Raw genomic sequence first — 23,197 nt, 5'->3', positions numbered from 1 at the left:
TTCATTAGTATCCGATGGATACTGCAATCACCAGCAATACACACGCTGCCACTGCCCACAGTCCCCAAAGCGGAGCAAGGAACTTGAACCACTTCTTATACGGTACGTGGCAGATTGCAAGAGCTGCCATCAGCTCTCCGCTGGTCGGCGTAACCACGTTTGTGAATGCATCGCCCATCTGGAACGCCAGTACAGCAGTCTGTCTGGATACGCCTAAGAGGTCAGAAAGCGGCGCCATGAACGGCATGGTGATCGCTGCCTGTCCGGAACCTGACGGAATGAGAACGTTGAGTAAATCCTGCAGGATGAACATGCCGCAGGCGCTGATTTTAGCGCTCAGTCCTTCCAGTACGCTTCCTGCATAGTAAATCAGCGTGTCCATGATGCCCGCATCGCTGAGGATGTTGGTTACAGCTTTACACATACCGATGATCATAGCCGCCCATAGCATGTTCCGGCAGCCTTCCACGAAGTTGTCAGCGGCTTCGTTGACCTTCATGCCGCTGACGATGACCACCAGAATTCCGACGATGAGGAAGATGGCTGACATCTCGTCGATATAGAAGCCCAGCTCGATGACACAGAAAGCTACTACTGCAAAGCCTAGTCCGAAAATCAAAAGCGACAGTTTCTGTCTGCCTGTCATCGGCTCTACTTCTTCTACGTCCAGCTTCTCTGCGTACATCAGATCTGTCTCCCTCATGGTATTGAGATCCGGGTGCTTTTTAATTTTGTGCGCATGTCTCATGAGGTACAGCGAAGTGATCACAGCCATGACGATAAATACCACCACTCTGTAACCCATGCCGGAGAACAGCGGCAGCTCAGCAATCTCCTGAGCGATACCTACCGTAAAGGCGTTGGTCATACCGCCGGCATAACCTACAGCGCTGGAGACCATCAAAAGGGATACTGCCGTCAAGGAGTCGAATCCCGCCGCTACGCAGACCACGTACATCAAAGGGATAAATGCCAGATACTCCTCTGAGCAGGCAGCAAAAGCTGATACCAGTCCAAAGATGAAGACGCTAGCAGGAATCATGATGAGTTCTTTTCCCTTAAGCACTCTTACCAGGTTAGAAAGACCTGCGTGAAGAGCACCCGTCTTCTCTACAATCTGGAAAGTTCCTCCGATGATCAGCAGGAAGAAGATGACAGAGCCAGCGCTCTGCAGTCCTAATGTCAATGATTGAAAAATGTCGAAAATTCCGATTGGTGTTCCTTCCATAAATTTAAAGGAATCTATGTCGATTTTCTGATAATCGGTTCCCGGCATCGGTTCTCTGTGGAACTCACCAGCAGGGATGAGGTATGTAGCGATGGAGGCGAGGATGATGATGACCGCCAGGATGATCATAGGGTTGACCGCCTGCCTTGCCTCCCCTTCTTTCAGTTGTTTTTTCTTTTTCATAAGTTTCGTCCTTTCGTGTGTTAAAGTTACACATCATTCTATCATTAAAGAGGCGTCGATTCAAGGATTTTTTTGTCTACTGGTATACAATGCGTTCCAATCCAGCCATAGGCTACTCACAGATGCTCGCTGGACAGAATATCATACATTCTGCCAAGCTCCCTTGATAGATTCGCCGTCAGGCACTATAATAGAATCATGTTAAAAAGTCGGAGGATAAATATGGCCAAAATTTTAATTGTAGAAGACGATGAGACGATTGCCCAGGAACTGTCGCTCCTTTTGAGCAATGCCAATCACATTACCGAGAGAATCTCTGATTTTTCCGATGTGACAAAACAAATTCTCTCCTCAGCTGCTGATCTGGTGCTGCTTGACGTCAGTCTTCCCGGCGAAAGCGGTCTGACAGTCTGCAGCCGCCTTCGGCGCAGTTCAAATGTTCCAGTCATCTTTGTTACAGCAGCCGCAACCTCTATGGATGAACTCAACTGCATCCTGCAGGGCGGTGACGACTATATCACTAAGCCTTATGAACCGCCTGTACTGCTTGCCAGAATCGGCGCAGTCCTCAAACGAACGATGCAGGCAGATACTGACTCAAAGCGCCTTACCGCACACGGACTCACCTTGGATTTAGCTTCTGCCGTCATCTCCTACGAGGGCAGACAAGCCGAATTGACCAAAAATGAATGGAAGATTCTCAGCTGTCTCATCAGGCATCAAGGGGAAATCGTCTCCAGGGCACAGCTGATCGACTACCTGTGGGATAATCAGGTGTTTATCGACGATAACGCCTTGAGTGTCAATATGACGCGCCTGCGCGGACGTCTGTCCGAACTGGGTATGGAAAATTTTATCATCACAAAGAGAGGCATGGGCTATCTGATTCCCTGAGACTATGGAGGCAAAAGATGAAACTGACCCACTATTTAGAAGATAAAGCTTTCGCCCTGCTGTTGAATGGCATCGGGCTGTTTTTGCTGTGCCTCTTTCTGCATCTCTCTGGCAGCCGCAGTACAGATATTCTGATCATCGCGGCTCTGTGGCTCTTGGTCCTGCTCATATGGCTTCTGATTGATTTTTCCCGCCGCAAGAAATACTTTGCCCGTCTTTTCACGCAGCTGGCAGAGCTGGATCAACCCTATCTCTTTTCTGAAGTCATGGAATCCTCACCCCACCTGGCGGACAGGCTGTATCGCGAAATTTTGCGCAGCTCCAACCGCTCTGTCATCGAAAAAATTCATCGCCTGGAAGACGCTCAGCGAGACTATAAGGAATACATCGAGCAGTGGATTCATCAGGTAAAACTTCCACTGACAGCAGCCACGCTGATCTGTGAAAATCATTTCGGTGAGGAGAGTCGCAGACTCCAGATGGAACTGAGAAAAATCGATCAGCTGGTTGAACAGGTGCTTTTCTACGCGCGCACCGAACACCCATATCAGGACTATCTGATCCACCCAGTAAATCTGCGAGAAGTTGTGCTCTCCGCCATCGCCGAAAATAAGCCCTATTTTATTCAGAAAAATATGCAGATCTGCTTAGAACTGCCGGAAGATGCCGCCTCTATCGTTTCCACCGACGAAAAATGGGTGATTTTCCTGCTCAATCAAATCTTTTCCAACTGTATCAAGTACAGCCGGGGGCAAGAAGCCTACGTCCGCATTTTTGTTCGAAGAGGTCATCAAAACCTGACTCTTATTATAGAAGACAACGGCCTGGGCATTCCGAAAGAAGACCAGACACGCATCTTTGACAAAGGTTTTACAGGAAAAAACGGCCGAACCGGTGTCAAATCTACGGGTATCGGTCTCTATCTGTGTAAGAAACTCTGCGATAAACTGGACATCGGTATCACCTGTGAGTCCAAAGAAGGCTTCTTCACCCGTATCCTGCTCACCTTTCCCGATTCTGACTACCAAAAACTCTCGTAGTCTTTCAAAAATGTAAGACTTCTGTAACCAAGACCCATACCAGCAGGACCTTTTGTTCTGTACAATGATCTTAACAGAACAGAAAGGAAGAGAAAAAAATGAATGAAATGATACGTATTTGTGACGTAGAAAAATATTATGGCAGCGGAAGCAACGTGGTCAAAGCTGTGGATCGCGTCAGCTTCCAGGTTGAAGAAGGAGAATTCATAGGCATCATGGGGGCGTCCGGCTCTGGCAAATCCACACTGCTGCACCTGATGGCTGCCATAGACCACGTAACCAGCGGCCACATCTACTTCGGAGAACTTGATATCACCCAGCTTTCTGAAGAAGCCCTCGCCGATTTTCGAAAGGAAAGCCTGGGCTTCGTGTTCCAAAATTATAATCTGCTGGATACCCTGACCATTGAAGAAAATATCCAGTTGGCGCAGACCTTGCAAAATAAAAAAAAGGGTGAAATTCAGTCGCAGACCACAGCGATCATGGAACGTCTCGAAATTACAGACATCCGCAGCAAATTTCCTGATCAGGTTTCTGGCGGTCAAAAACAGCGCTGTGCTTGTGCGAGAGCCCTGGTCAATGATCCCAAATTGATTTTGGCAGACGAGCCCACAGGCGCCTTAGACTCCCACTCCGCAGGCATGCTGCTGGAAACCTTTTGTAAGATGAACCAAGAACTCAAAGCCACGATTCTGATGGTAACCCATGACGCCTTTTCTGCAAGTTACTGCGGCCGAATCTTGTTTCTGAAAGACGGTCGGATCTTCCATGAACTGATTCGCGCAGAGAAGAGCCGCAGAGAATTTCTCGGTCAGATTCTGGATGTTCTTGCTCTGACTGGAGGTGACAGCAGCCATGCTCTTTAAGCTTTCCCTGCGCAATGCGAAGCGCTCAATGAGGGATTATCTGATTTACATGCTTACCATGACCGGCATCGTCGCTTTTATGTTCGCATTTGACTCTTTAATCTTTACCGATATCGTCCAGAACATGTGGGAAACAGCCATGATGATGGCCGTCATGATCGGCTTCGTCACTTTTTTCATCATTCTCATCGTGGCCTGGCTGATCAATTACATGGTTCATTTCATGCTGGAAAAACGCAGTCTGGAGTTTGGAACCTATCTCCTTCTAGGTATGAACAAAAAGAAGGTCTCCCGGCTCTACATGCGGGAAAACATGATCCTGGGCACTGTCTCACTAGTTTTTGGCATTCTGGCAGGCATTTTGCTGCAGCAGGTTATCATGAGCGTATTTTATCACTTATTCAGCCAAGACTATCAGATACAAATGGGCGATTTTCACTGGTGCCTCCTTTTGACGGCCGGCTGTTTCGGACTTTGTTTTTTGCTGGCACTGCGGCATAATCGGAAAATTTTTAAGAAGATGACCATCTCCGACTTGATAGAAATGGAGAAGAAAAGTGAAGCCGTAGAAACAGGCAGAGAAAGGTGGAAGCAATGGCTTTTTCCCGCTTCCATATGCTATTTCCTTTTGTTCTTTATTCTGATGTACCGAGGCAATTACAGCATCTTCGGTGTCATCCTTTTAAGCGCGCTTTTCCTCGCTGCCATCTATCTCTTTTACCACGGGCTGGCTGCCTGGCTGGTCCGTTATATTCACCGCGGCGGTAAATTAGTGTACCGTTCAGACGGTCTGTTCCTATTGCGGCAGCTCTCTGCAAAAATGCGCACCATGCGGTTTACCATGGGCACTCTGACCGTTTTGTTTACAATCGCCCTTCTCGGCGGCAGCGTCGCCATGATGTTTGCCAGCTATCAGAAAGAGGCAATCAACCAGGCCGTCCCTTTCGATCTGATGTTGTGCAGTGAAAACCCGGACGATCGTTTTTCAGAGGAATTTGATTTTCTCAAGGAAGAAGGCGTAGAGATATCGGAGCGGCAGATTTATCAGGTCTACCGCGACGATCAGCACCAGATGAACGACTATCTGTATACCCACGTTGCAGGCTATGGAGGACGGTATACCGATAAAGACGGGAAGCCGGATAGAAAAGCAATTGCCGCTGATACCTATAATTATTATGATTACGACACCTACATGTCTCTCAGTGACTATAACGCTCTGCGGCATCTGCTGGGATACGCCGATGTATCCCTAAAGGACAGCGAATATCTGCTCCATGTCAAAAACCGGGTGTTAAAAGATATTGACGATGCGTTCCTCCACAGGCCGCTTTCCGTAGGTGGCAGAAGTCTTTCCTTTGCAGGCGCACACACCGAAGCCTTTGCCCTGAATGGTGTCAACGGCGCAGACTATATCATCGTCGTCCCGGATGGGACTGCAAAACAGATGACAGCCTATTATGCTGCCGCTGCCGCCTCCTTCGCAAAACAGCCGCAGGCAGGTCTGCAGGAAAAGCTGGAAGCTGTTTACTATCATCACAGGGGAATGTTGACGGAAAAGGAGGCAGATGACCTGGAAATGACCCTGGAAGACCACAAGGCAACCGAAAAAGAAAAGCTGGCCTTGAAAAAGACACGCGCTATGGAGAATATGCCAAACGGCTCTGACCAGATCATGACCATCGGCAGGTATGACGTGGCTTTGAAATCAGAAATCACAGTAGAAATGCTCTCTCTGATTTCTACGCTCACCTTCCCCCTGGCCTATATCGCACTTATCTTCCTGTGCGTAGCGCTGACGATACTGGCTGTACAGCAGCTTTCAGATTCCAGCCGCTATCGTTACCGCTACGACGTGCTGCGAAAGCTGGGTGTAAGCAGCAGAGGGATTAACAAAATTGTGAGAAAACAGCTGTCCATGTATTACCTGGTACCCATCGCAGTTTCCCTCTTTCTCAGTGCCTTCATCGGCATCTTTGCAGGAAATCGTTTTGTCTTCTATACGGGAACAACCAGCAGCAGTCTGTCCTACTTTGTCATATCTGTCGCAGTCTTTATGGCTGTCTATCTTCTCTATTTCGCGGCAACCTATCTGGGGTTCAAACGCAACGTGGAAGAAGTGTTCGTCCGCTTAGAATGATAAATACAAAAAGGACTGCTCAATCAGGCAGTCCTTTTTTAATCAGCTCTTAAATTTTTTCCAATACTTGGTGTACAGATCGTCTGCTGCCGGTCCCAGATTTTTCAGCGCTTCGCATTTCGTCAGCACTGCATCCTCAGGGAAGAGAACGTTCATCTTCGCTGCATCGTCTTTCACACTGTCGATGACGCTGATATTCGGGATCGAATAGGTCAGATAGTCGAAATTCGTCATCGCCACGTCTTTATCTAACATGAAATTGATCCACTTCTCTCCGTTTTCTTTGTTCTTAGCGGTCTTTGGTATGGCCCAGGAGTCCGTAAAATCTTCACTGCCCTCCTTTGGTACCACGTAAGCCAGATCCGGGTTTTCTTCCTGACAGTAGAGGACCTCTCCGTTCCAGATAACTGCAATGTCAGCAGAGCCGCCCAGAATGATGTCCCTGGCCGAATCGTTGGCGTACTTGTACACCAGCGGTTTTTGTTCTATCAGGTAATCAGAGGCCTCTTTGATTTCTCCTTCAGCGGTCGTATTGAGGGAGTACCCTTTTGCTTTCAAAGCAATCGCCAGGGTATCTCTCATGCTGTCAGGCATGACGATTTTGCCCTTATATTTGCTGTCCCAAAGGTCGTTCCACGATGTGATAGACCCTTCCGGAATCTTATTGATATCGTAAAGAATCCCCAGGGTTCCCCAAGTATGTGGTACGGAATACTTGTTTCCCGGGTCAAAGTTCTCAGCTACTTTCAGATATTTCTCATCCAGATTAGCCACATTGGGTATAATTGAATAATCAATCTCTGCCAGTAAGTCTTCTCCGATCATTTTGTCGATCATGTAATCAGAGCCGCAGATGACATCATAGTTCACTGATCCATTCTTGATGACAGGATACATCTCTTCATTGGTGTCAAAGGTATCCATGACTACTTTGATGCCCGTCTCTTTCTCAAATTCTTTGATCAAAGCCGGGTCGATGTAATCGCCGAAGCAGTAGACATGAACCTCTTTGCCGCCGCTGCCGCCGGAAACACCGCTGAGAAACAGCGTACCGCCTAATAAGCATACCACCAGAGTGGTGAGTACCGCCATAATCCGTTTCTTTCCCTTACCGTCTTCTTTGTTTGATGCCACATTGGAAGTCACCAGAATGACCAGTACCGTGACGAAGATCAAAGTCGACAGGGCAAAGAGGGTCGGCCGGATGCCGACCTTCACCTGACTGTAGATCAGTGTGGAAATGGTGTTGATGCCCGCGCCTCTGGTAAAGTGGGTGATGACAAAGTCGTCTACGGACATAGTAAAAGCCAGCAAGAAGCCTGAGACGATGCCGGGCCGGATGTCCGGCAGGACCACTTTGTAAAAAGCGTAAAGCGGTGTGGCGCCAAGATCAAGGGCGGCCTCGTACGTATTGCCCGCCAGTTGCTTGAATTTCGGCATGACGGACAGAATCACGTAGGGAATACAGAAAGTAATGTGCGACAGCAGCACCGTCCCCCAGTTGAGAGAGATGCCAAATACCAGGAAGGTCATCATCAGAGAAATACCAGTTACAATGTCCGCATTGAGAAGCGGAATATTGTTCAGTCCCATGATGACCGTTTCCGAACGCTTTTTCATCGCCATAATGCCGATACAAGCCAGGGTGCCGATGATTGTCGCAATAGCCGCCGCCGCTAAGGCGATGGTAAACGTATTCCATATCGCTTCCATAATCATGCTGTTGCCCAGCATTTCCTTATACCACTTCAGGGAAAAACCCGTCCAGATGGACATGGATTTGCTCTCGTTGAAGGAGAACACCATCAGCGTCAAAATAGGCAGGTACAAAAACAATATGATGAGGATGAGGTAGATGCGTTTTCCAAGATTCTTCATATCAGCGTCCCCTCCCCTTCTTTATCCAGCTTGCCCAAAGCGGCCATGCTGATGACGATGAAAATCATCATGATCAGAGAAAGGCCTGAGCCGAGGTTCCAGTTGGAGCTGGTGGTAAACTCCTGTTCGATGATATTGCCGATCAAGTTAATTTTGCCGCCGCCCAGCATATTGGAGATGACAAAGGTGGTCAGGGATGGTACGAATACCATGGTTACACCGCTGGCAATGCCTGGCACGCTCAGAGGAAGTAGGATGTCAAAGAGCACCCGCTTTTTCGTAGCGCCCAAGTCGTAGGCGGCTTCAATGATGTTGTCATCTATTTTCATCAGCGTATTGAAAATCGGCAGCACCATAAAAGGCAGAAAGTCGTAGACCATGCCCAGGACGATGGCCGCCGGTGTATTGATAATCTCCAGCGCCGGCAGATGCAGGGCGGTTAACAAGTTGTTGAGAATCCCCTCTTTCTCCAATATGACTTGCCATGCCATAGTTCGCAGCAGAAAATTCATCCACATCGGCAGGACAAAGAGAAAAATCATAAATCCTTTCTGGCCGATGCGGCTGCTCTTTAAAATCATCGCCAAGGGAAAAGCCAGCAGGAAACAGATCACCGTACTGATCAGAGCCAGCAGCAGGGCCAGCCCCAGGGCCTGCGCATGCTCAGCGCCAAAAATAGCCGTAATATTATTCCATGTGAAAGTACCACTGCGATCTGTAAATCCGTAGTAAGCGATAACCGCCAGTGGAATCAAAGTACCACAGGCAATCCAAATCAGAAAAGGGCTTGCAAGTAATTTTCTAGACATCGATTTCTATCGCCTCCTCTTCTTTTGACTGCGGTTTGTGCATAATCTGTATATTTTCCGGTACCACGTCAAGACTGACCTTGGTTCCGACTGGATAGCTTTTGGTATTTTGCGCCAGCCAGAGGAATCCGCCCGCTTCGATTTCCATCTCATAGTGAACACCGATGAATACGTTGTGGGTTATCTCTCCGTCCAGCCTGCCTTCACCTGGTTTTCCGATGATCAGATCCTCCGGCCTGATAACCACGTCAACTGGCTTGTTTCTGCCAAAGTCTTCGTCAATGCAAGGAAAAATGGTGTCACAAATTCTGACCACCCGATCTTCAATCATGATGCCGTCTATGATATTACTGTCGCCGATAAAGTCTGCCACAAAGGCGTTCTCCGGCTCATTGTAGATTTCTTCCGGCGTCCCCATCTGCTGGATATAACCGCCGTTCATGACAACGACCTTATCGCTCATGGTCAGCGCTTCCTCTTGATCGTGGGTAACATAAATAAAGGTGATGCCCAATTCGTTTTTCAGCCTGATCAGTTCATACTGCATGTCCTGTCTCAGCTTCAGATCCAAAGCGCCAAGCGGTTCGTCAAGGAGCAGGACTTTCGGCTCGTTGACGATGGCTCTTGCCATGGCGATTCTCTGCTGCTGACCGCCAGATAAGGCGTCTATTCTTCTCTTCTCATAGCCGTCCAGATTGACCAGTTTCAAGGCATATTTGACCTTGTCCCTGATATATTCATCGCTTTTCCCACTGATCTTGAGACCAAATGCGATGTTCTGTCCTACGTTCATATGGGGGAAAAGGGCGTACTTCTGAAATACCGTGTTGAGATGTCTTTGGTTGGGCGGTACATTGGTGATATCCTTTCCCTCAAAAAACACCTGTCCCTGATCGGGTGTTTCAAAACCTCCTACGATTCGGAGCGTCGTCGTCTTCCCACAGCCGGAAGGTCCCAGCAGAGTGATAAATTCATTCTCATTGACAGTGAGATTAAAATCGTCTAATACTAAGGTGTCTTCAAATGACTTAGAAATATGTCTTAGTTCGATAAGTGATGATGCCATTGTTCTTCCTTTCTCTAGAAACTAGGAGGTGAGCTGACCCAGATGAGTTTCGCTCCCTTTTTTGATGATATATGATGCTGTTTCTCCGGCGTATAGTAGAAAGACTCTCCCGCCTTGGCGTTATGGGTCTTATTTCCAATGTGAATGGTAATTTCGCCTTTCAATACGTAGCCGAATTCCTCTCCTTCGTGAGGTGTGTCGGGATAGGTCTGTCCGCCGGCCTCAAGGGTCAGACGGATCGGCTCCATGATGTTCTTCTGCGCATTGGGAATAATCCACTCAATCGTGTTCTTTAAATCGCCGTCTATTTTTTCAAAATAATCTTCGTCCTTAAACACCACCTGGTCGTCGCTGTCGTCCGCAAAGAACTCTGCTACGGATACGCCCAGACACTGTAAAATATCAGCTAAGGTCGCAATAGACGGCGACGTCAGGTCTCTCTCCAGCTGGGAAATAAACCCCTTGGACAGTTCCGCCCGATCCGCCAGTTCCTCCTGTGTCAGTCCCTTTACGACTCTCAGTTCCTTGATCTTGGTTCCTATATCCATTTCCATATTCTCTCCTCTACCTCATGGTAATGACAAAGATTCTAAACTGTTTGTTTAGTATTTGTAAACTGCAATGCAAGGATTATTATACAGCTTTTCTTGTACATGTCAAGTAGAAAAAGGCTTTTGCTGCATCAAAAAGTGGCTTCACCACTCCGCTAGGGAACCCTAGGTTCCCTTCGGCGCCTGCTACGCAGGCTGAGTACCCTCCTGAAGGCGGCGAGGGGAATCCCCTCTGCACACCCCTTTTTTGTTTAATAGGAAATCGATATTTCCTATTAAACAAAAAAATAGACAATCAAATCATACCCGATTTGCTGTCTATCGCTCTGCCTCTCGCCTATTATTCTTCGTCTAATCGTTCCTGTATAAAGTCCTCCACATCGTCTCTCGAAATGCGAAGTGCTGCTGCAAATTCTCCAAATAAAAGGTCTTCCGCTTTCTTCATAAATTTCTTATCGATCTGTCCCAAATGTCTGTTCTGCTTCATGGCATCCACCTTTTTTGCATGGATGGATTTTGTCAACTGCAGAAGCTCTAAACACTTGTGAGAATCAATAACCGACTGGTAATACTTCGTTAACTGCTGCATACTGCTGCTTTTGTAAATCTCAGTATGAATCTGCGGAATGTTATCGATCAGGTCTTTGGCTTCGTCCTCTGATATGACAGGACGCATGAAAACTTTCTCGTTGTCTACAGGCGCATATATCACACCGCTTTGGTATAAGGGCTCCAACACGTAATACAGCCTGTCCTCATCAGAACCAGAAAACTCAGGCTTGGTAATATCGGACACCTTGCAGACTCCAGTACCGCCGTACATGATCAAATCATCAATATCATACATAATTGGCTCACATCTCCTTTCAAACGTTTCACTATATATTTATTATAACACTTTTTTCCATAATAATGTAAGAAATTTTTCAATTTCATATATTTAACAAGAAAACTAACAAAAAATAACCTTCCAGCCTCCATTTCAGACGGTTTCGGCTGCCAGTTTTTCTAAAATTCACTGAAAAGCTGACCTAAACCCGCCTCAATTACACCAAACTCTGCTTCAGGAATGATGATTTCTCAAGTAAAAGTAAAATACAGTCTCCCAAAATGGAAAACTGGGCGATTTGCAAGGATAGCTCAAAAGATGAGGCTTCTATTTCGACAAGCTGAAACCTGCAAGTTAAACAATATTTTCACCTAATATAATCTTAGGCATAGTGGTCAAACATCTGTTCCAGCGTTTGTAGAATTTCTCCACACCAAGTTTTGAGACTCTTGCGTGGGCTTCCTCATTCTCCAGTACCCAGTATAAAACATATGTCACCTTACCCACATTTCGTGTAAGGCGGATAGGCAGTTCACCATTTTTAACTGCATTAAAATCTTTTTGTCGATGCGTGCGTTTGATATAATGCACATCGATGACGCCTTCTTGTTTCAAATAAAATTCAGCTACTTCCTTCATCAGCTCTTCGATTTCGTCTAGCTTTGTTAATTTCGCCTCATAGATACATATTTCGTTAAACATAAAACACATCCTTAAATTCAAATTTTCGCTCTGTCAAACTGGCAGATTTTACATGTAGTTTCCGGCAGACGGTTTCCTTTGTCGCCCAACCCTCCTGGAGGATGGACTGCTCGTGCTCCCCACGATACTTTTGGACTTTTTGAGCATTTCTTCTCTGTCCTGCACAAAATATTTCACCAGGACCGCAAACCAGTTCTGAAAATGTTTACGAGCTAAATCAATATCATACCGGATCATTTGCATAAAATGTGGTTCGGTTTAGTCCGGCACGCTTGCAAATATCCGATACGCTGATTTCATCTAATTCTTTTGTTTGGAGCAATTCGATAAAGGTTTTCTCAATGCGCTCCATAGACTCTCTTCTTCGCTTGTTGTTTGGGGTATTCATAGAAACCCCTTAATCTCAACAGTTGTTGCCTTGGCGCAATCAAAAAAGGCATCCTTTCAATAGCAAAATTTCCGCTATCTTTAGGGCATGCCCTTTTTATGTTAAAATTGCGCCACTTCCGGATCGGCCTCTTCAGCCTCAGTCACCTCACTGCAGTACAGCACAGGGCCTTCTTCTCCGTAGACATCGTCAAATTCAACCTTCACTTTGGCAGTAATACTAACCCAGCCGCCGTGCTCAAGGATGTCGGCTGCGTTGTCCCACCGGCAGACAAGCCCGGCAAACTGAATATCCTCTGCACAGCAGGTCATGACATGGCGGCCAAAGACAAAGTGGTCGTCAGGTATGCCGCCGCCCAGAACGCTGCGGCCTTTGACCTTCAGAACTTTGCCGTCGTACTTATCCTGCTCCTCATTGATATCGCGATACCACTCGGCGTAGGCATCGTCACCGATTTCCACCACCGGTGCTTCAAGGTCAAAAGGCAGGGGATCTTCAATCTGGTCCAGTTCCACGTCGTCTTTGCCATATTCGTACAATATCTGGCTTCTTCTGTTAGCAGCCCTGACAATCTTGTGGAACTCCATTTTATCAAAGCCGCGCTCACAGCGATTAAAAACCACCAGTTCCGCACTTTTGAGTTTGTCGAAGACCAGCTGTCTCATATTTTGATTATACTGGAGAAACGTCCTCCCATCAGCAAACATCATCTCCTGGTACGTCACCCATTCCTGCGGCATATTCTGATAGAAAGTGTCCAGGTTCCACATGCCGTTGTACTCCACGACCACCCGCTCGACCTTGTGTTTTAACTGTAAATCACGCAGATGTGCAGTCGTCAGTTCTTCCTCATCTTCTATGGTTTCAAAAAAGACCTTGGTACCGAAAAACCTGCTGGGGTGATATTCAGCTTCTCCCTCTTCGCACAAGAGAAACAATGTTCTCTCTCCCGCGTTAAAATCGTCGCCTTCCAATGCTTCCTGAATAAAGGTCGTTTTACCGCTTTCCAAAAAACCGGTGAACAAATATACTGGTATTTCCATATGCACCACCTCTTATAGCCCGAACAGCTCTTTGATGCTGTCCTCTTCAATCCCCGCGCCGATAACGCAGAACATACCTGTAACTGCCGCACTACCGTGTCTTACGTCAGGCTCACCAGGTACATAATCGAAGTGAATCCACTGGCCGTCTTCCCCTTCTACGATACCCTTGGCTCTGAGGACCTGACCATATTCAGCAAAATTGGAAAGGGCAGAAAGCGCCTCTTCGATTTGCTTTTCTGTGAACTTGTGCGCAGTCTCGACGCCAAAGCTGGTGAAAACTTCGTCAGCGTGATGGTGCCCCTCATGATCATGATGGTGATGATGCTCATGATGGTCATGTCCGCATCCGCAGTGCTCGTCATGGTCATGGTGATGCTCGTGGTCATGATTATGATGCTCATGATGGTCGTGTCCGCATCCGCAGTGCTCGTCATGGTCATGATGATGCTCATGGGCTTCATGGTCATGTCCGCATCCACAGTGCTCGTCGTGGTCATAGTCGTGATGGTGATGCTCGTGGGCTTCTTCCTCCAAATGCGCCAGTTCAGCAGCAATTGTGTTTTTCTGTTCCATGGTAGCAAGAATCTGCTGACCGGTAATCTCCTCCCACGGCGTCGTTACAATCGTCGCCTCTGTATTATGTTCACGCATCAAAGCCACGCAGGCGTCCAGCTTGTCCTGGGATAGTCCTGCAGTATGGCTCAAAATAATAGAACTGGCATGTTCAATCTGATTGTTGAAGAACTCGCCAAAGTTCTTCATGTACATCTTGGCTTTCTTGGCATCTACTACTGTGGTAAATCCATTGAGCTGAATTTTGTCGTTGTGCAGACGTTCCACAGCCAGGATGACGTCACTGAGTTTGCCAACACCTGAGGGTTCGATCAAGATTCTGTCCGGCGCGTATTCGTTGATAACCTGATCCAGTGCTTTGCCAAAGTCTCCTACCAGACTGCAGCAGATACAGCCGGAATTCATCTCGTTGATCTGCACGCCTGCGTCTTTCAGGAATCCGCCATCAATGCCGATTTCGCCAAATTCATTTTCTATCAAAACAATCTGTTCGCCTTTGTAGGCTTCTTCAATCAATTTTTTAATTAACGTTGTTTTTCCGGCGCCCAGGAAACCGGAAAAGATGTCTACCTTTGTCATAATCAATCATCTCTTTCTCTAAAAAATTTCTAACTTATAGTATACCACATTTTGGACAGTTTCTCACAAGGGGATTCAAATTTTTTTAACATGGAGGCAGATGTTGGGATCGAACCCGTACCAAAGACTGTATAGATAGGTGCGGAAACCGGCTCTGGCAGTCCACAATCTGCCCGGTTTCAAAAAATGTCTGAAACATTTTTTTCAGATTCCTCATTTGCGGACTGTTTGGGTGCGGAAACCATCTCCGGCAGTCCGCAATCTGCCTGGTTTCAAAAAATGTCTGGTACTTTTTTTCGGTTTGCTCATTTGCCGGATTTAAAGCAAGAAGGCAGACAAAAGAAAAAGGCGCTCTCCACTGACGAATATCGTTCCGCCGCAAAGCCGCCCTTTCTCTTTAATTAATAATACTGTCTCACTTTTTCTTTGATGATATCCATCACCTCATCGTACCCGCAGATACATTTCCACTCCGTCGCCAGGTGCACTTTTATGACCTTGTCCAACCAATCCTTGTAATACTCCATGGCGCCATCAAAATCCAGGCCTCTGTCCTGCAGCTGTTTTACATCACTTTCTGCAAATTCTACTGTCACTTTGCAGCGCTGACGTTCTTCGCCTTCCGGGCCGTCTGGAAAATCAATAACGGCCACATCCACGTTGTTATGAAAAGGCTTGTCTGCTTTTAGCTTTATTTCTTTCATATGATCAACTCCTCCTAAATACTTCTTACTTAGTATCCTATCTTGCGCCGCAAATATGCAAGTATCCCTACCAAAAAAACGAAAATACAGAAGCCCCTGCTACAGTGAGCAGTCCTGCCACTGCAATAGAGAGGCTGCTCATCGCGCCCTCAACTTCGCCCATTTCCATGGCTCTGGCAGTTCCGATGGCGTGGGATGCCGTTCCGATGGCAACGCCCTTTGCTATTGGCTCTTTGATGCGAAATAATCTGCATACGCCTTCTCCAATCATATTGCCCAATATTCCCGTTATCAGAATCACTGCGACTGTGATAGTCACATAACCGCCTAATTCCTCCGATACACCCATTCCGATAGCTACCGTAATGGATTTCGGCAGCAAAGTGACATAAGTCTCGTGGCTGAGTCCGAAAGCTGCTGCCATGGCCAGAATACAGATCAGACTGGTCAGGACGCCAGACAAAATGCCCGCCATGACAGCCTGCCAGTTTTTCTTCAGCAATTCTATCTGCTCATACATGGGAATGGCCAGACATACTGTAGCCGGCGTCAAAAGGTAGCTGAGGTATTTGGCGCCTTCGTAATAGCTTTCATAATCTATATCGCACATAAGCAATACCACGATGGTAGCCGCCACAGCGATTAAAAGAGGGTTAAAAATAGCCGCTTTAAATTTCTTTTTCAGCAACGCGCCTGCTTCATAGGCGATTAAACTGACGACCACGCCGAAAAAGACAGAATCTAATAAAAAACTATTCATCTGCCATCCCCTCCTCATTTTTCTTTTGTCCCATCCGTATGACTCCCTGGGTAGTCCTTCCCGTTACCGCCATGACCGCCGCCGTAGTAACGACTGTAATCGTTATAACCGGTAGCCATACCGGTTTCAGCACGCCCCAGGATTCCAACAGACCCACAGCCCCCGGGATGAACATCAAAGGCATGATTTCCACGAGAAAACGCCCCGTATCTCTTACCGCCTGCAGTGGAATCAAACCAGTCAGCAGACAAATCAGCATGATGAGAAGTCCATAAATGCTGCCCGGAACAGGAAGCGGCAGAAAGTAATTCAATAACTCCCCGATAAAAGAAATAATCAGAATGATGATGAACTGTTTTACATACTTCATTTTTTGCTCCGTTCTAAAATAGTTTGTCCACACATAATAACCATAAGCACGAACTTTTGTCTTTGCTGGCGCTGGCCAGTCACCGAGTAAGGACATTGTATCACAAATTCTTCAGCCAGAACAGTATCTTCCGTACAGCAAAGGTTCGCTATCAAAATGAAACGATAAAATCGCCTGAATCATACCATTTGGGACACATTGAAGACAATTCTACGATTGTCGTTAAGTCAAATCGGGCAGAGACTGTCATTTGTCTTCCATACAACAACAAAACGGCACAGCCAAAGCCGACTGTGCCGTTTTCAAATTATATTCCAATCATTTTCTGCGCCCGTTTTAATGCATAACGATAGACTGCAAATAGGATTGCTGCAATCGCTGCAATGATGCCTAATAAGATACCCAGGGCTGTAAACTCCGTGCCCGCCAGCCTTCCATCGTTGGAAATGTCCATAGCCAGAGAGAAGAGAAACCCCAGACTGCATCCGATGGCCGCCGGATATTGAAAAAGCTTAGCCAGCTGCTTTTTCAGCACTTTCTGCCGATATGCTCCGTCAGCGCCCAGCTTTTCCAGGCTGTCAAAGAGCTGTCTGTTATCCGTTGCAACTGAAATACTCCTCACGTAGGTCATGACGGAAACCGCCGCCAGGGCGATGATGCAGATATAAAGGCATAGCATCACGTATACGCTGATCAGCTGCATCTGATCTTGCAGTTGGATAATCTGAAAACCGGGTGCATATTTCCAGTCGTCTAGCAGCAGATTGTTGTCCATGGTCATGTCGATTCGATCGCCATACCCGTATTCTTTACCTGCTTTCTGTGTCTGCTGCTCTTCCCAGGCGTCCCAATAGCCCATGTGATTAGAACGCATCGTGGCTCGGTCCACATATTGGCTCAGCAAAGCTTTGGCAAAATCGTAGGAATTGGCAACGTCATCTACATCGAAGAAAACCAGATTTTCCTTATATATCTGATCCAGCCCTCTGGTCATCACTTTGTAATCGCCGTCGCTGATGACATAGGCAAAGGGATCGCTCATAGAGTATAGAGAACCCTGTTCCATACTACCGTCATATACCAGTTTCAGAGATTTGCTGCTGTCCGGATTCGTCACCCTGTCTAAGCCGTCCACGTGGTCAAAAAAGCCTTTGTAGTCTTTTGGCGTTACCGTTTTATAGGTTCCTTCCTTCACGGTGATCTTCTCTCCAGAGATGGCGGCATAACTGCTGGCGGAAAGGAAAAGCGCGCCTCTCTGCTGGTCATAATACTTTTCAACATATTTGCTTTCATCTTCACTGATATCCGTGGCCGTATAAGAAATGATCAGATTAGATGCCTGCTCTTCCGTAAAGTCCTCAACCTCCAAGTCATATTGTTGAGCCGTTCTGTAGACATCTTCCTTTTCTATCTGTTTTTCCAAAGCAGGATAATGAAGAGAAAAGGCAAAATCGTCACTTTTCGCCAGATCTGGCGTCAAGCTGTACTGCATTCCATAGAAGGAAGCAAAACAGCAGACAAAGATCAGAAGCACGATGACGCACATATTCCGCGTGGAGGCCTTTGCCGTAAAACGCATCAGGCTGATGGACACCAGATTCTTGTAATAACTCTCCTTCTTTTTCGCCGCACGGCTCTGGGCTACGATGCTGAGGAGCACCAGATAGATGCCGAAAACTGTAAAGAGATAAAACAGGTTCACCGCAGAAGGCAGATTGACCCGAAAGACCCTGGCGGCAACTTGTGGAAGGCCGCTGCCCAGAGCAATGCCAAGAAGCATCAGTACGATGCCCACCGGCAAAATCCAGCCCTTTACGGTCTTTACCATCTGGGTCTTGTGCTGCGTCCGCAATATGTCCATGATGTCCGACCGATTGATAAAACGTCTGGCAGCAAGTCCCAGCATCAGGGCCAGGCAGGCTGCAAAGAGGATGCCGGGGATAAAGCCTGCCGCGCCAAAGCGATAGGTCATCTGTTCATTGGAAATGATAAATAATTCAAAGAGTTTCCAAATCAGATATGACACTGGTATAGCGCACAACAGTCCGGCCAGAGAAGCCGCGGCAGTAATGGCCGATAGCTCCTTAAACAAAAGTCTCCGCAGATTCTTTTTTTCCATGCCCAAAGCCATGAGAATCCCGTATTCACGACTCTTGTACCGAAAGAACATGCCGGAAGCGTATAAGGTGAAGATAAAGCAGCCCAGCGCTGTAGCTGCAAGGAGCAAGGTGGCCATTTTCCTCGTGTCTCCCCCTGCCGGCAGAAAGGTCTGCACCGTGGGGCCAAAATACATCAGGGCAAAGGCGGTGATCAGAAGCACCGACAAAAAGGCACAGAAGCTGAGGAGCAGATACTGCCCCCTGCCGCTTTTTCTCATTTTTTGATAGATCTTACTCGTTGTCATCGTCCCCGCCTCCCAGATTTCTCAAAACATCTAACAGCTGATCCATAAACTGACGTCTGGTGCCAGTTTTTATGATTTCCTGATGAATCACCCCGTCTGCAAGAACGATGACCCTGTCGCAAAAAGATGCGGCAAAGCTGTCGTGAGTGACCATGAAAATGGTAGCCCCTGCCTGCTCTTTCGCCTGCAGAAAAGCGTCTATGACAGCCTTGCAGGATTTGCTGTCCAGATTTCCTGTAGGCTCATCGGCCAGGATCACATAAGGACTGTTCATCAAAGCGCGAGCTACCGCGGTACGCTGTTTCTCTCCTCCTGATATTTCTGCCGGATATTTGTCAATGACTTTAGAGATGCCGAAGAGCTGGCAAAGCTTCTCTGCTTTCACTTCCATCTGGGTAATCGGGGCGCCCGCGATGATCTGCGGCATACAGATATTCTCTCTGACAGTCAGACCGTCAAGAAGCATGAAATCCTGAAAGACAAAACCCAGATTCTCATTTCTCACCTTGGCAATCTTTTTCTCATCTAAGCCTGAGATGTCTTTCCCTCCCAGCAGAATGGTTCCGCTGTCTGAGGGGATAAAGCAGGAAATGCAATTGAGCAGAGTGGTCTTTCCGCTGCCGGAGGGCCCCATGACCGCCACAAATTCGCCCTTCTTCACTTCAAAGGAAACATCCTTTAAAACTTGATATGTGTTTACACTATTTTTATAGCTTTTGTTCAAATTCTGTACCTGTAACATGTTCAACCTCCATTTTTCTTGTTATATCTATTTTAAGTGAAGAACCTGCAGTTTTTTAGAGGCCGAAGTGTTAAGTTTAACCCCTTTTCTGTAAAGTTTGACAACTGCCGCCATCCTATGTTACCCTACAAAGAGAAAAACTGAGGAGGTCTTATTTTGCTGAATATCGCAATCTGTGATGATGAAAAAAAACTGCGCAAAGATCTGCGAAATCTGATTGCTGTGCAGCTGGAACTTACAGGGATGGACTATGCAATCCAGGAGTTCGACTGCGGTGAGAGTCTCCTTGCTGCCTGCGATGCCGCCAATCAGATTGACATTCTTTTTCTGGATATCGAGATGCCCGGGGCTGGCGGTATGACTACCGCAAAGATGCTGCGCCAATCAGGCCGCAAAATGATCATTATCTTCGTCACGGCATACCCTGATTTCGTCTTCCAGGGCTACGAAGTCCAAGCTTTCCACTACATTCTCAAGCCTTATGAAGAAACCAAGATTCGAGAAGTTTTGTCGAAAGCGATTGAGGAAATTCACGGACGTGAAGCTCAGTTTTATATAGTGGAGCAAAAGTCCGGCACCCTGCGCCTGCCGATGGATTCCATCTGTTATTTTAAAAGTGATCGCCGGACCGTCAATGTCGTCACAGTAAGGGAAAACGTTATTTTCTACGGAAAACTGGACGACGTAGCGGCGGAACTGCCCGCCTGCTTTCAGCGGGTGCACAATCGCTATCTGGTAAACATGCGCTTCGTAACAAAGATTGAGACTGCTTGCTGTCTCTGTCACGAAGAAGAAATTCCCGTCAGCCGCGCCTACAGGCAGGACCTTGCCGTAGCGTTTGCACAGATGATGCTGTACTAAGGAGGAAATCGATGTCAATACTCTTAACCTGTATCGGCGATATCATGAGCTTCACAGCAGGTTTTTTCTTCTATCGCTGTGTCTGCTGTTTTCTTCAGCCGCGAAAGAATATCCTGCTGTTTTTGATGCAGTGGATTGGTCTGTCCGCGGTGTCAGGTGTGCCGATTTATCCTAATGATGTAGCAAATATCACCATACCTTTGCTGCTCTTTATAGCCATAAATCTTCTCCTGTTCGAAGGGGAACTGCTGATCAAGCTGGCAATCGCCGTCCTCTTTTATCCTATCGCCGCTACCGTCAGCTTTCTCTATATGAACGTAGGCACGCTGATTTACTTTTCCCTTTTTCCCGAGGATGAGGGAATGGGCAGTAACATCATGGCGACCGCCACCTATGCCCTGGTAATCCTATTCTGGTATCTGTTTTACCGCCTTCTCTCGCCTTCTCTTGCGAAGATGAAGCTTGCTCTGGACAATCGAGCCTGGATCATGGTGACCATTATCAGCCTGGCCTCCTTCACCGCCCTTTTCAGCTGCGTCTATTTTACACCGCGGGTGACCTACTATGTCTGGCCCTGTCTCATCGCATGCCTCATCACCAACATCGGCTGTATACGCCTCTCCTCTTCTTATATGGCTGACGGCATTTACGCAGATATTGAAAGGTCCAATCTGCGTCTGCAGCAAAACTATTATGAGGAACTGGAAAAAAATCAGGACCAAATCAGAAGGCTGCGCCATGACTTGAACAACCAGCTGATGGCCGTGGGCAATCTCTTAGACGAAGGAAATGATGCAGAAGCGAAACGGTATTTCCAGCAGCTATCCAATTATATTCAGTCAAGCAACCGCAGTTTTTGCAAAAACAGGGTGGTCAATGCCGTACTCAATGCAAAGTATAACCTGATACAAGAAGAGAGAATCAGTGAGTTTTTCCATATCAGCATCGACAATCTGCTGTCCATCGACGACATCAGTCTGTGTACGATCTTTGCCAATACCCTTGATAATGCCATCGAGGCATGCCGCAAACTGCCGCAGGACAAGCGGAATATTTCTGTCAAAGCCCGCTATTCAGAAAACGGTTATTTCAGTTATGAGATTGTCAATACAAAGTGCAATGAGGTGAAAGTAAAGAAGGACCGTTTTCTTTCTGATAAAGATGATGGTGATTTCCACGGCATCGGCCTGTCCTCTGTAAAAGAAGTCGTCCAACGATACCAGGGAACGATCGATGTGTCTTTTACGGAAGAGGAGTTCAAAGTCGTCATTTTGATCGGATAGACACCTGCACACCATATGCCTGACATGTACAAAGGGCGCGGCCATTTCTGACCGCGCCCCTTCCTTTGGGATGATGTATTGGTTTGTATTATTTTTCTTCGTATAGTTCCAAGATCGCATCGTCTTTGATGACGAATGCCAGTCTGGCAGTTTCGCTGGCTTGTGCCGGACCGAAAATCAACTGGTCGGCATCCTCGATGTAGTGTTCCAGGTCGTCTACCCTATAAGCCACGTGCGGGTTGTGGTGTAGAATCTCTGGGAACGGCGTACCCTCTTCAAACTTCAGGTACTCGATCACGTAATCATAGTCTTCCGGATTGCTCATCCAAAGCTTCATATCTTCGTTGTATACCATTCCCGGTTTCTTGTTTGTCACCGGAATACCGATGTGCATGTATGTTGCTGACATGGTGTTTACCTCGCTTTCGTATCTTCATAAAATTCAAAGGCTTCTCTATCTGTATATTTTTCGTGAACTACCTTGGCGATGGCTTTACACATGGCCTTCGGGTCCTCCGCCTGGAAGATGTTTCTTCCCATATCCACTCCGGCAGCCCCCTGGCTGATGGCGCGATAAGCAAGGGTCAATGCCTCTGCCTCCGGTACCTTTTTACCTCCTGCCACCACGATTGGTACAGGGCAGGCAGCGACGACTTTATCGAAGTCTTCACAATAATAGGTCTTTACGATGTGCGCGCCCAGTTCAGCAATCATTCTGGTGGCCAGCAGGTAAAACCTCGTCGTCTTTTCCATATTCTTGCCTACAGCTACGACGCCCAGGGTTGGAATGCCATATCTGGTTCCAGCGTCCACAGTCTTGCAGAGGTTGTCAAGGCTCGCTTTTTGACCCGGCGTTCCGATGAAGGTCTGTACTGCCATGCAGGAAGCATTCATTCTGACGGCGTCTTCAATATCTACACCGATGACCTCATGGCTCATATCGTCGTCCAGCACACTGCCGCCAGCTGTGCATCTGAGAGCGATGCCCTTGTTAAAGGCAGGCGGTACGCAGGTACGCAGAGCTCCCCTGGTGGCCATGAATACGTCAACGTCCGCTGCCAGCTGGGGCACTACCAGATCCAGTCTCTCAAGGCCCGCCGTGGAGCCCATGATGTATCCGTGGTCAAAAGCCAGCATGACGGTGTTTCCCGTGTCCGGCCTGAAAATCCTGGAAAGTCTGTCCTTCATGCCCCAGTCCGCATGCTCCATACCTTTTACGTGGAAGGGCTTCTGCTGCGCCTTGACGCCTACATGGTAATCCTTCGCTAATTGATTTCCATCTTTATCTGCCATAGATTCCT

General features: G+C 47.3%; 23 protein-coding genes. 6 read left to right on the top strand and 17 right to left on the bottom strand.

Translation table 11 applies throughout. The annotated features are described in order from the left end of the window. Window positions 1-4: 4 nt before the first annotated feature. Window positions 5-1,411 carry a YfcC family protein gene (locus ACMQ5W_RS02490; RefSeq protein WP_419023121.1) on the bottom strand — a complete coding sequence of 469 codons (1,407 nt, stop codon included), beginning with the start codon at window positions 1,409-1,411 and terminating at the stop codon, window positions 5-7. A gap of 222 nt (window positions 1,412-1,633) precedes the next feature. Between ACMQ5W_RS02490 and ACMQ5W_RS02485 the strand changes: the two genes are divergently transcribed. The 4 genes from ACMQ5W_RS02485 (at window position 1,634) to ACMQ5W_RS02470 (ending at window position 6,351) form a co-directional block, all read left to right on the top strand. Further along, window positions 1,634-2,305 carry a response regulator transcription factor gene (locus tag ACMQ5W_RS02485; protein WP_419023119.1) on the top strand — a complete coding sequence of 224 codons (672 nt, stop codon included), beginning with the start codon at window positions 1,634-1,636 and terminating at the stop codon, window positions 2,303-2,305. A gap of 17 nt (window positions 2,306-2,322) precedes the next feature. Then, the gene (locus tag ACMQ5W_RS02480) at window positions 2,323-3,345 is read left to right on the top strand and encodes a sensor histidine kinase (RefSeq protein ID WP_419023117.1); all 1,023 of its coding nucleotides are present in this window, start codon (window positions 2,323-2,325) and stop codon (window positions 3,343-3,345) included. 98 nt (window positions 3,346-3,443) lie between these two features. After that, complete coding sequence (locus tag ACMQ5W_RS02475; protein ID WP_419023115.1) at window positions 3,444-4,211, top strand: ABC transporter ATP-binding protein; 768 nt, start codon at window positions 3,444-3,446, stop codon at window positions 4,209-4,211. Beyond that, window positions 4,201-6,351 carry an ABC transporter permease gene (locus ACMQ5W_RS02470; RefSeq protein WP_419023113.1) on the top strand — a complete coding sequence of 717 codons (2,151 nt, stop codon included), beginning with the start codon at window positions 4,201-4,203 and terminating at the stop codon, window positions 6,349-6,351. The genes ACMQ5W_RS02475 and ACMQ5W_RS02470 overlap by 11 nt, the downstream gene beginning before the upstream one ends. Before the next feature lie 42 nt (window positions 6,352-6,393). Here the strand turns inward: ACMQ5W_RS02470 and ACMQ5W_RS02465 are convergent, their stop codons facing one another. The 14 genes from ACMQ5W_RS02465 to ACMQ5W_RS02400 form a co-directional block, all read right to left on the bottom strand. Continuing rightward, window positions 6,394-8,229, bottom strand: coding sequence for an extracellular solute-binding protein (locus tag ACMQ5W_RS02465; RefSeq protein WP_148491432.1), 1,836 nt, complete (start codon window positions 8,227-8,229; stop codon window positions 6,394-6,396). Further along, the gene (locus ACMQ5W_RS02460) at window positions 8,226-9,038 is read right to left on the bottom strand and encodes an ABC transporter permease (protein ID WP_148491431.1); all 813 of its coding nucleotides are present in this window, start codon (window positions 9,036-9,038) and stop codon (window positions 8,226-8,228) included. Before ACMQ5W_RS02460 ends, ACMQ5W_RS02465 begins: the two co-directional genes overlap by 4 nt. Beyond that, entirely contained in the window at window positions 9,031-10,104 is a 1,074-nt protein-coding gene (locus tag ACMQ5W_RS02455) for an ABC transporter ATP-binding protein (protein ID WP_419023111.1), read from the bottom strand. Before ACMQ5W_RS02455 ends, ACMQ5W_RS02460 begins: the two co-directional genes overlap by 8 nt. 14 nt (window positions 10,105-10,118) lie before the next feature. Next, the gene (locus tag ACMQ5W_RS02450; protein WP_148492130.1) at window positions 10,119-10,652 is read right to left on the bottom strand and encodes a cupin domain-containing protein; all 534 of its coding nucleotides are present in this window, start codon (window positions 10,650-10,652) and stop codon (window positions 10,119-10,121) included. A gap of 343 nt (window positions 10,653-10,995) precedes the next feature. Beyond that, window positions 10,996-11,502 carry a CarD family transcriptional regulator gene (locus tag ACMQ5W_RS02445; protein WP_419023109.1) on the bottom strand — a complete coding sequence of 169 codons (507 nt, stop codon included), beginning with the start codon at window positions 11,500-11,502 and terminating at the stop codon, window positions 10,996-10,998. Between the two features lie 336 nt (window positions 11,503-11,838). Further along, on the bottom strand, window positions 11,839-12,186 hold the full coding sequence (locus ACMQ5W_RS02440) for a hypothetical protein (protein ID WP_148491428.1): 348 nt from the start codon (window positions 12,184-12,186) through the stop codon (window positions 11,839-11,841). A 223-nt stretch (window positions 12,187-12,409) separates the two neighbouring features. Next, window positions 12,410-12,574: a TetR/AcrR family transcriptional regulator gene (locus tag ACMQ5W_RS02435; RefSeq protein WP_419023107.1), complete on the bottom strand. Its 165-nt coding sequence runs from the start codon at window positions 12,572-12,574 to the stop codon at window positions 12,410-12,412. A 101-nt stretch (window positions 12,575-12,675) separates the two neighbouring features. After that, the gene (locus tag ACMQ5W_RS02430) at window positions 12,676-13,617 is read right to left on the bottom strand and encodes a hypothetical protein (protein ID WP_419023105.1); all 942 of its coding nucleotides are present in this window, start codon (window positions 13,615-13,617) and stop codon (window positions 12,676-12,678) included. A 12-nt stretch (window positions 13,618-13,629) separates the two neighbouring features. Then, entirely contained in the window at window positions 13,630-14,772 is a 1,143-nt protein-coding gene (locus tag ACMQ5W_RS02425; protein ID WP_419023103.1) for a CobW family GTP-binding protein, read from the bottom strand. 401 nt (window positions 14,773-15,173) lie between these two features. Continuing rightward, complete coding sequence (locus ACMQ5W_RS02420; protein WP_148494269.1) at window positions 15,174-15,476, bottom strand: hypothetical protein; 303 nt, start codon at window positions 15,474-15,476, stop codon at window positions 15,174-15,176. A gap of 67 nt (window positions 15,477-15,543) precedes the next feature. Continuing rightward, a complete protein-coding gene (locus ACMQ5W_RS02415; RefSeq protein WP_148494267.1) occupies window positions 15,544-16,236 on the bottom strand; it encodes an LrgB family protein in 693 nt (230 codons plus the stop codon). Beyond that, entirely contained in the window at window positions 16,229-16,606 is a 378-nt protein-coding gene (locus tag ACMQ5W_RS02410; RefSeq protein ID WP_419023101.1) for a CidA/LrgA family protein, read from the bottom strand. The genes ACMQ5W_RS02415 and ACMQ5W_RS02410 overlap by 8 nt, the downstream gene beginning before the upstream one ends. Before the next feature lie 307 nt (window positions 16,607-16,913). After that, window positions 16,914-19,010 carry an FtsX-like permease family protein gene (locus ACMQ5W_RS02405; RefSeq protein ID WP_419023099.1) on the bottom strand — a complete coding sequence of 699 codons (2,097 nt, stop codon included), beginning with the start codon at window positions 19,008-19,010 and terminating at the stop codon, window positions 16,914-16,916. Then, the gene (locus ACMQ5W_RS02400; protein ID WP_419023097.1) at window positions 18,997-19,752 is read right to left on the bottom strand and encodes an ABC transporter ATP-binding protein; all 756 of its coding nucleotides are present in this window, start codon (window positions 19,750-19,752) and stop codon (window positions 18,997-18,999) included. The genes ACMQ5W_RS02405 and ACMQ5W_RS02400 overlap by 14 nt, the downstream gene beginning before the upstream one ends. 156 nt (window positions 19,753-19,908) lie before the next feature. Here ACMQ5W_RS02400 and ACMQ5W_RS02395 point away from each other — a divergent pair, with 156 nt between their 5' ends. Both ACMQ5W_RS02395 and ACMQ5W_RS02390 read left to right on the top strand, forming a co-directional pair. Further along, entirely contained in the window at window positions 19,909-20,613 is a 705-nt protein-coding gene (locus ACMQ5W_RS02395) for a LytR/AlgR family response regulator transcription factor (RefSeq protein ID WP_419023095.1), read from the top strand. Between the two features lie 11 nt (window positions 20,614-20,624). Further along, a complete protein-coding gene (locus ACMQ5W_RS02390) occupies window positions 20,625-21,896 on the top strand; it encodes a sensor histidine kinase (RefSeq protein WP_419023093.1) in 1,272 nt (423 codons plus the stop codon). Window positions 21,897-21,984: 88 nt separating this feature from the next. Here the strand turns inward: ACMQ5W_RS02390 and ACMQ5W_RS02385 are convergent, their stop codons facing one another. Next, a complete protein-coding gene (locus ACMQ5W_RS02385) occupies window positions 21,985-22,305 on the bottom strand; it encodes a hypothetical protein (RefSeq protein WP_419023091.1) in 321 nt (106 codons plus the stop codon). Window positions 22,306-22,310: 5 nt separating this feature from the next. Next, entirely contained in the window at window positions 22,311-23,189 is an 879-nt protein-coding gene (gene lsrF, locus ACMQ5W_RS02380) for a 3-hydroxy-5-phosphonooxypentane-2,4-dione thiolase (protein ID WP_419023089.1), read from the bottom strand. Window positions 23,190-23,197 lie beyond the last annotated feature (8 nt).

The sequence above is a fragment of the Emergencia sp. genome (genome assembly GCF_048465375.1).
Classification (GTDB): Bacteria; Bacillota; Clostridia; order Peptostreptococcales; family Anaerovoracaceae; genus Senimuribacter.
Note: the sequence above shows the minus strand (reverse complement) of the source record. Positions and strands in the feature narration are given on the sequence as shown.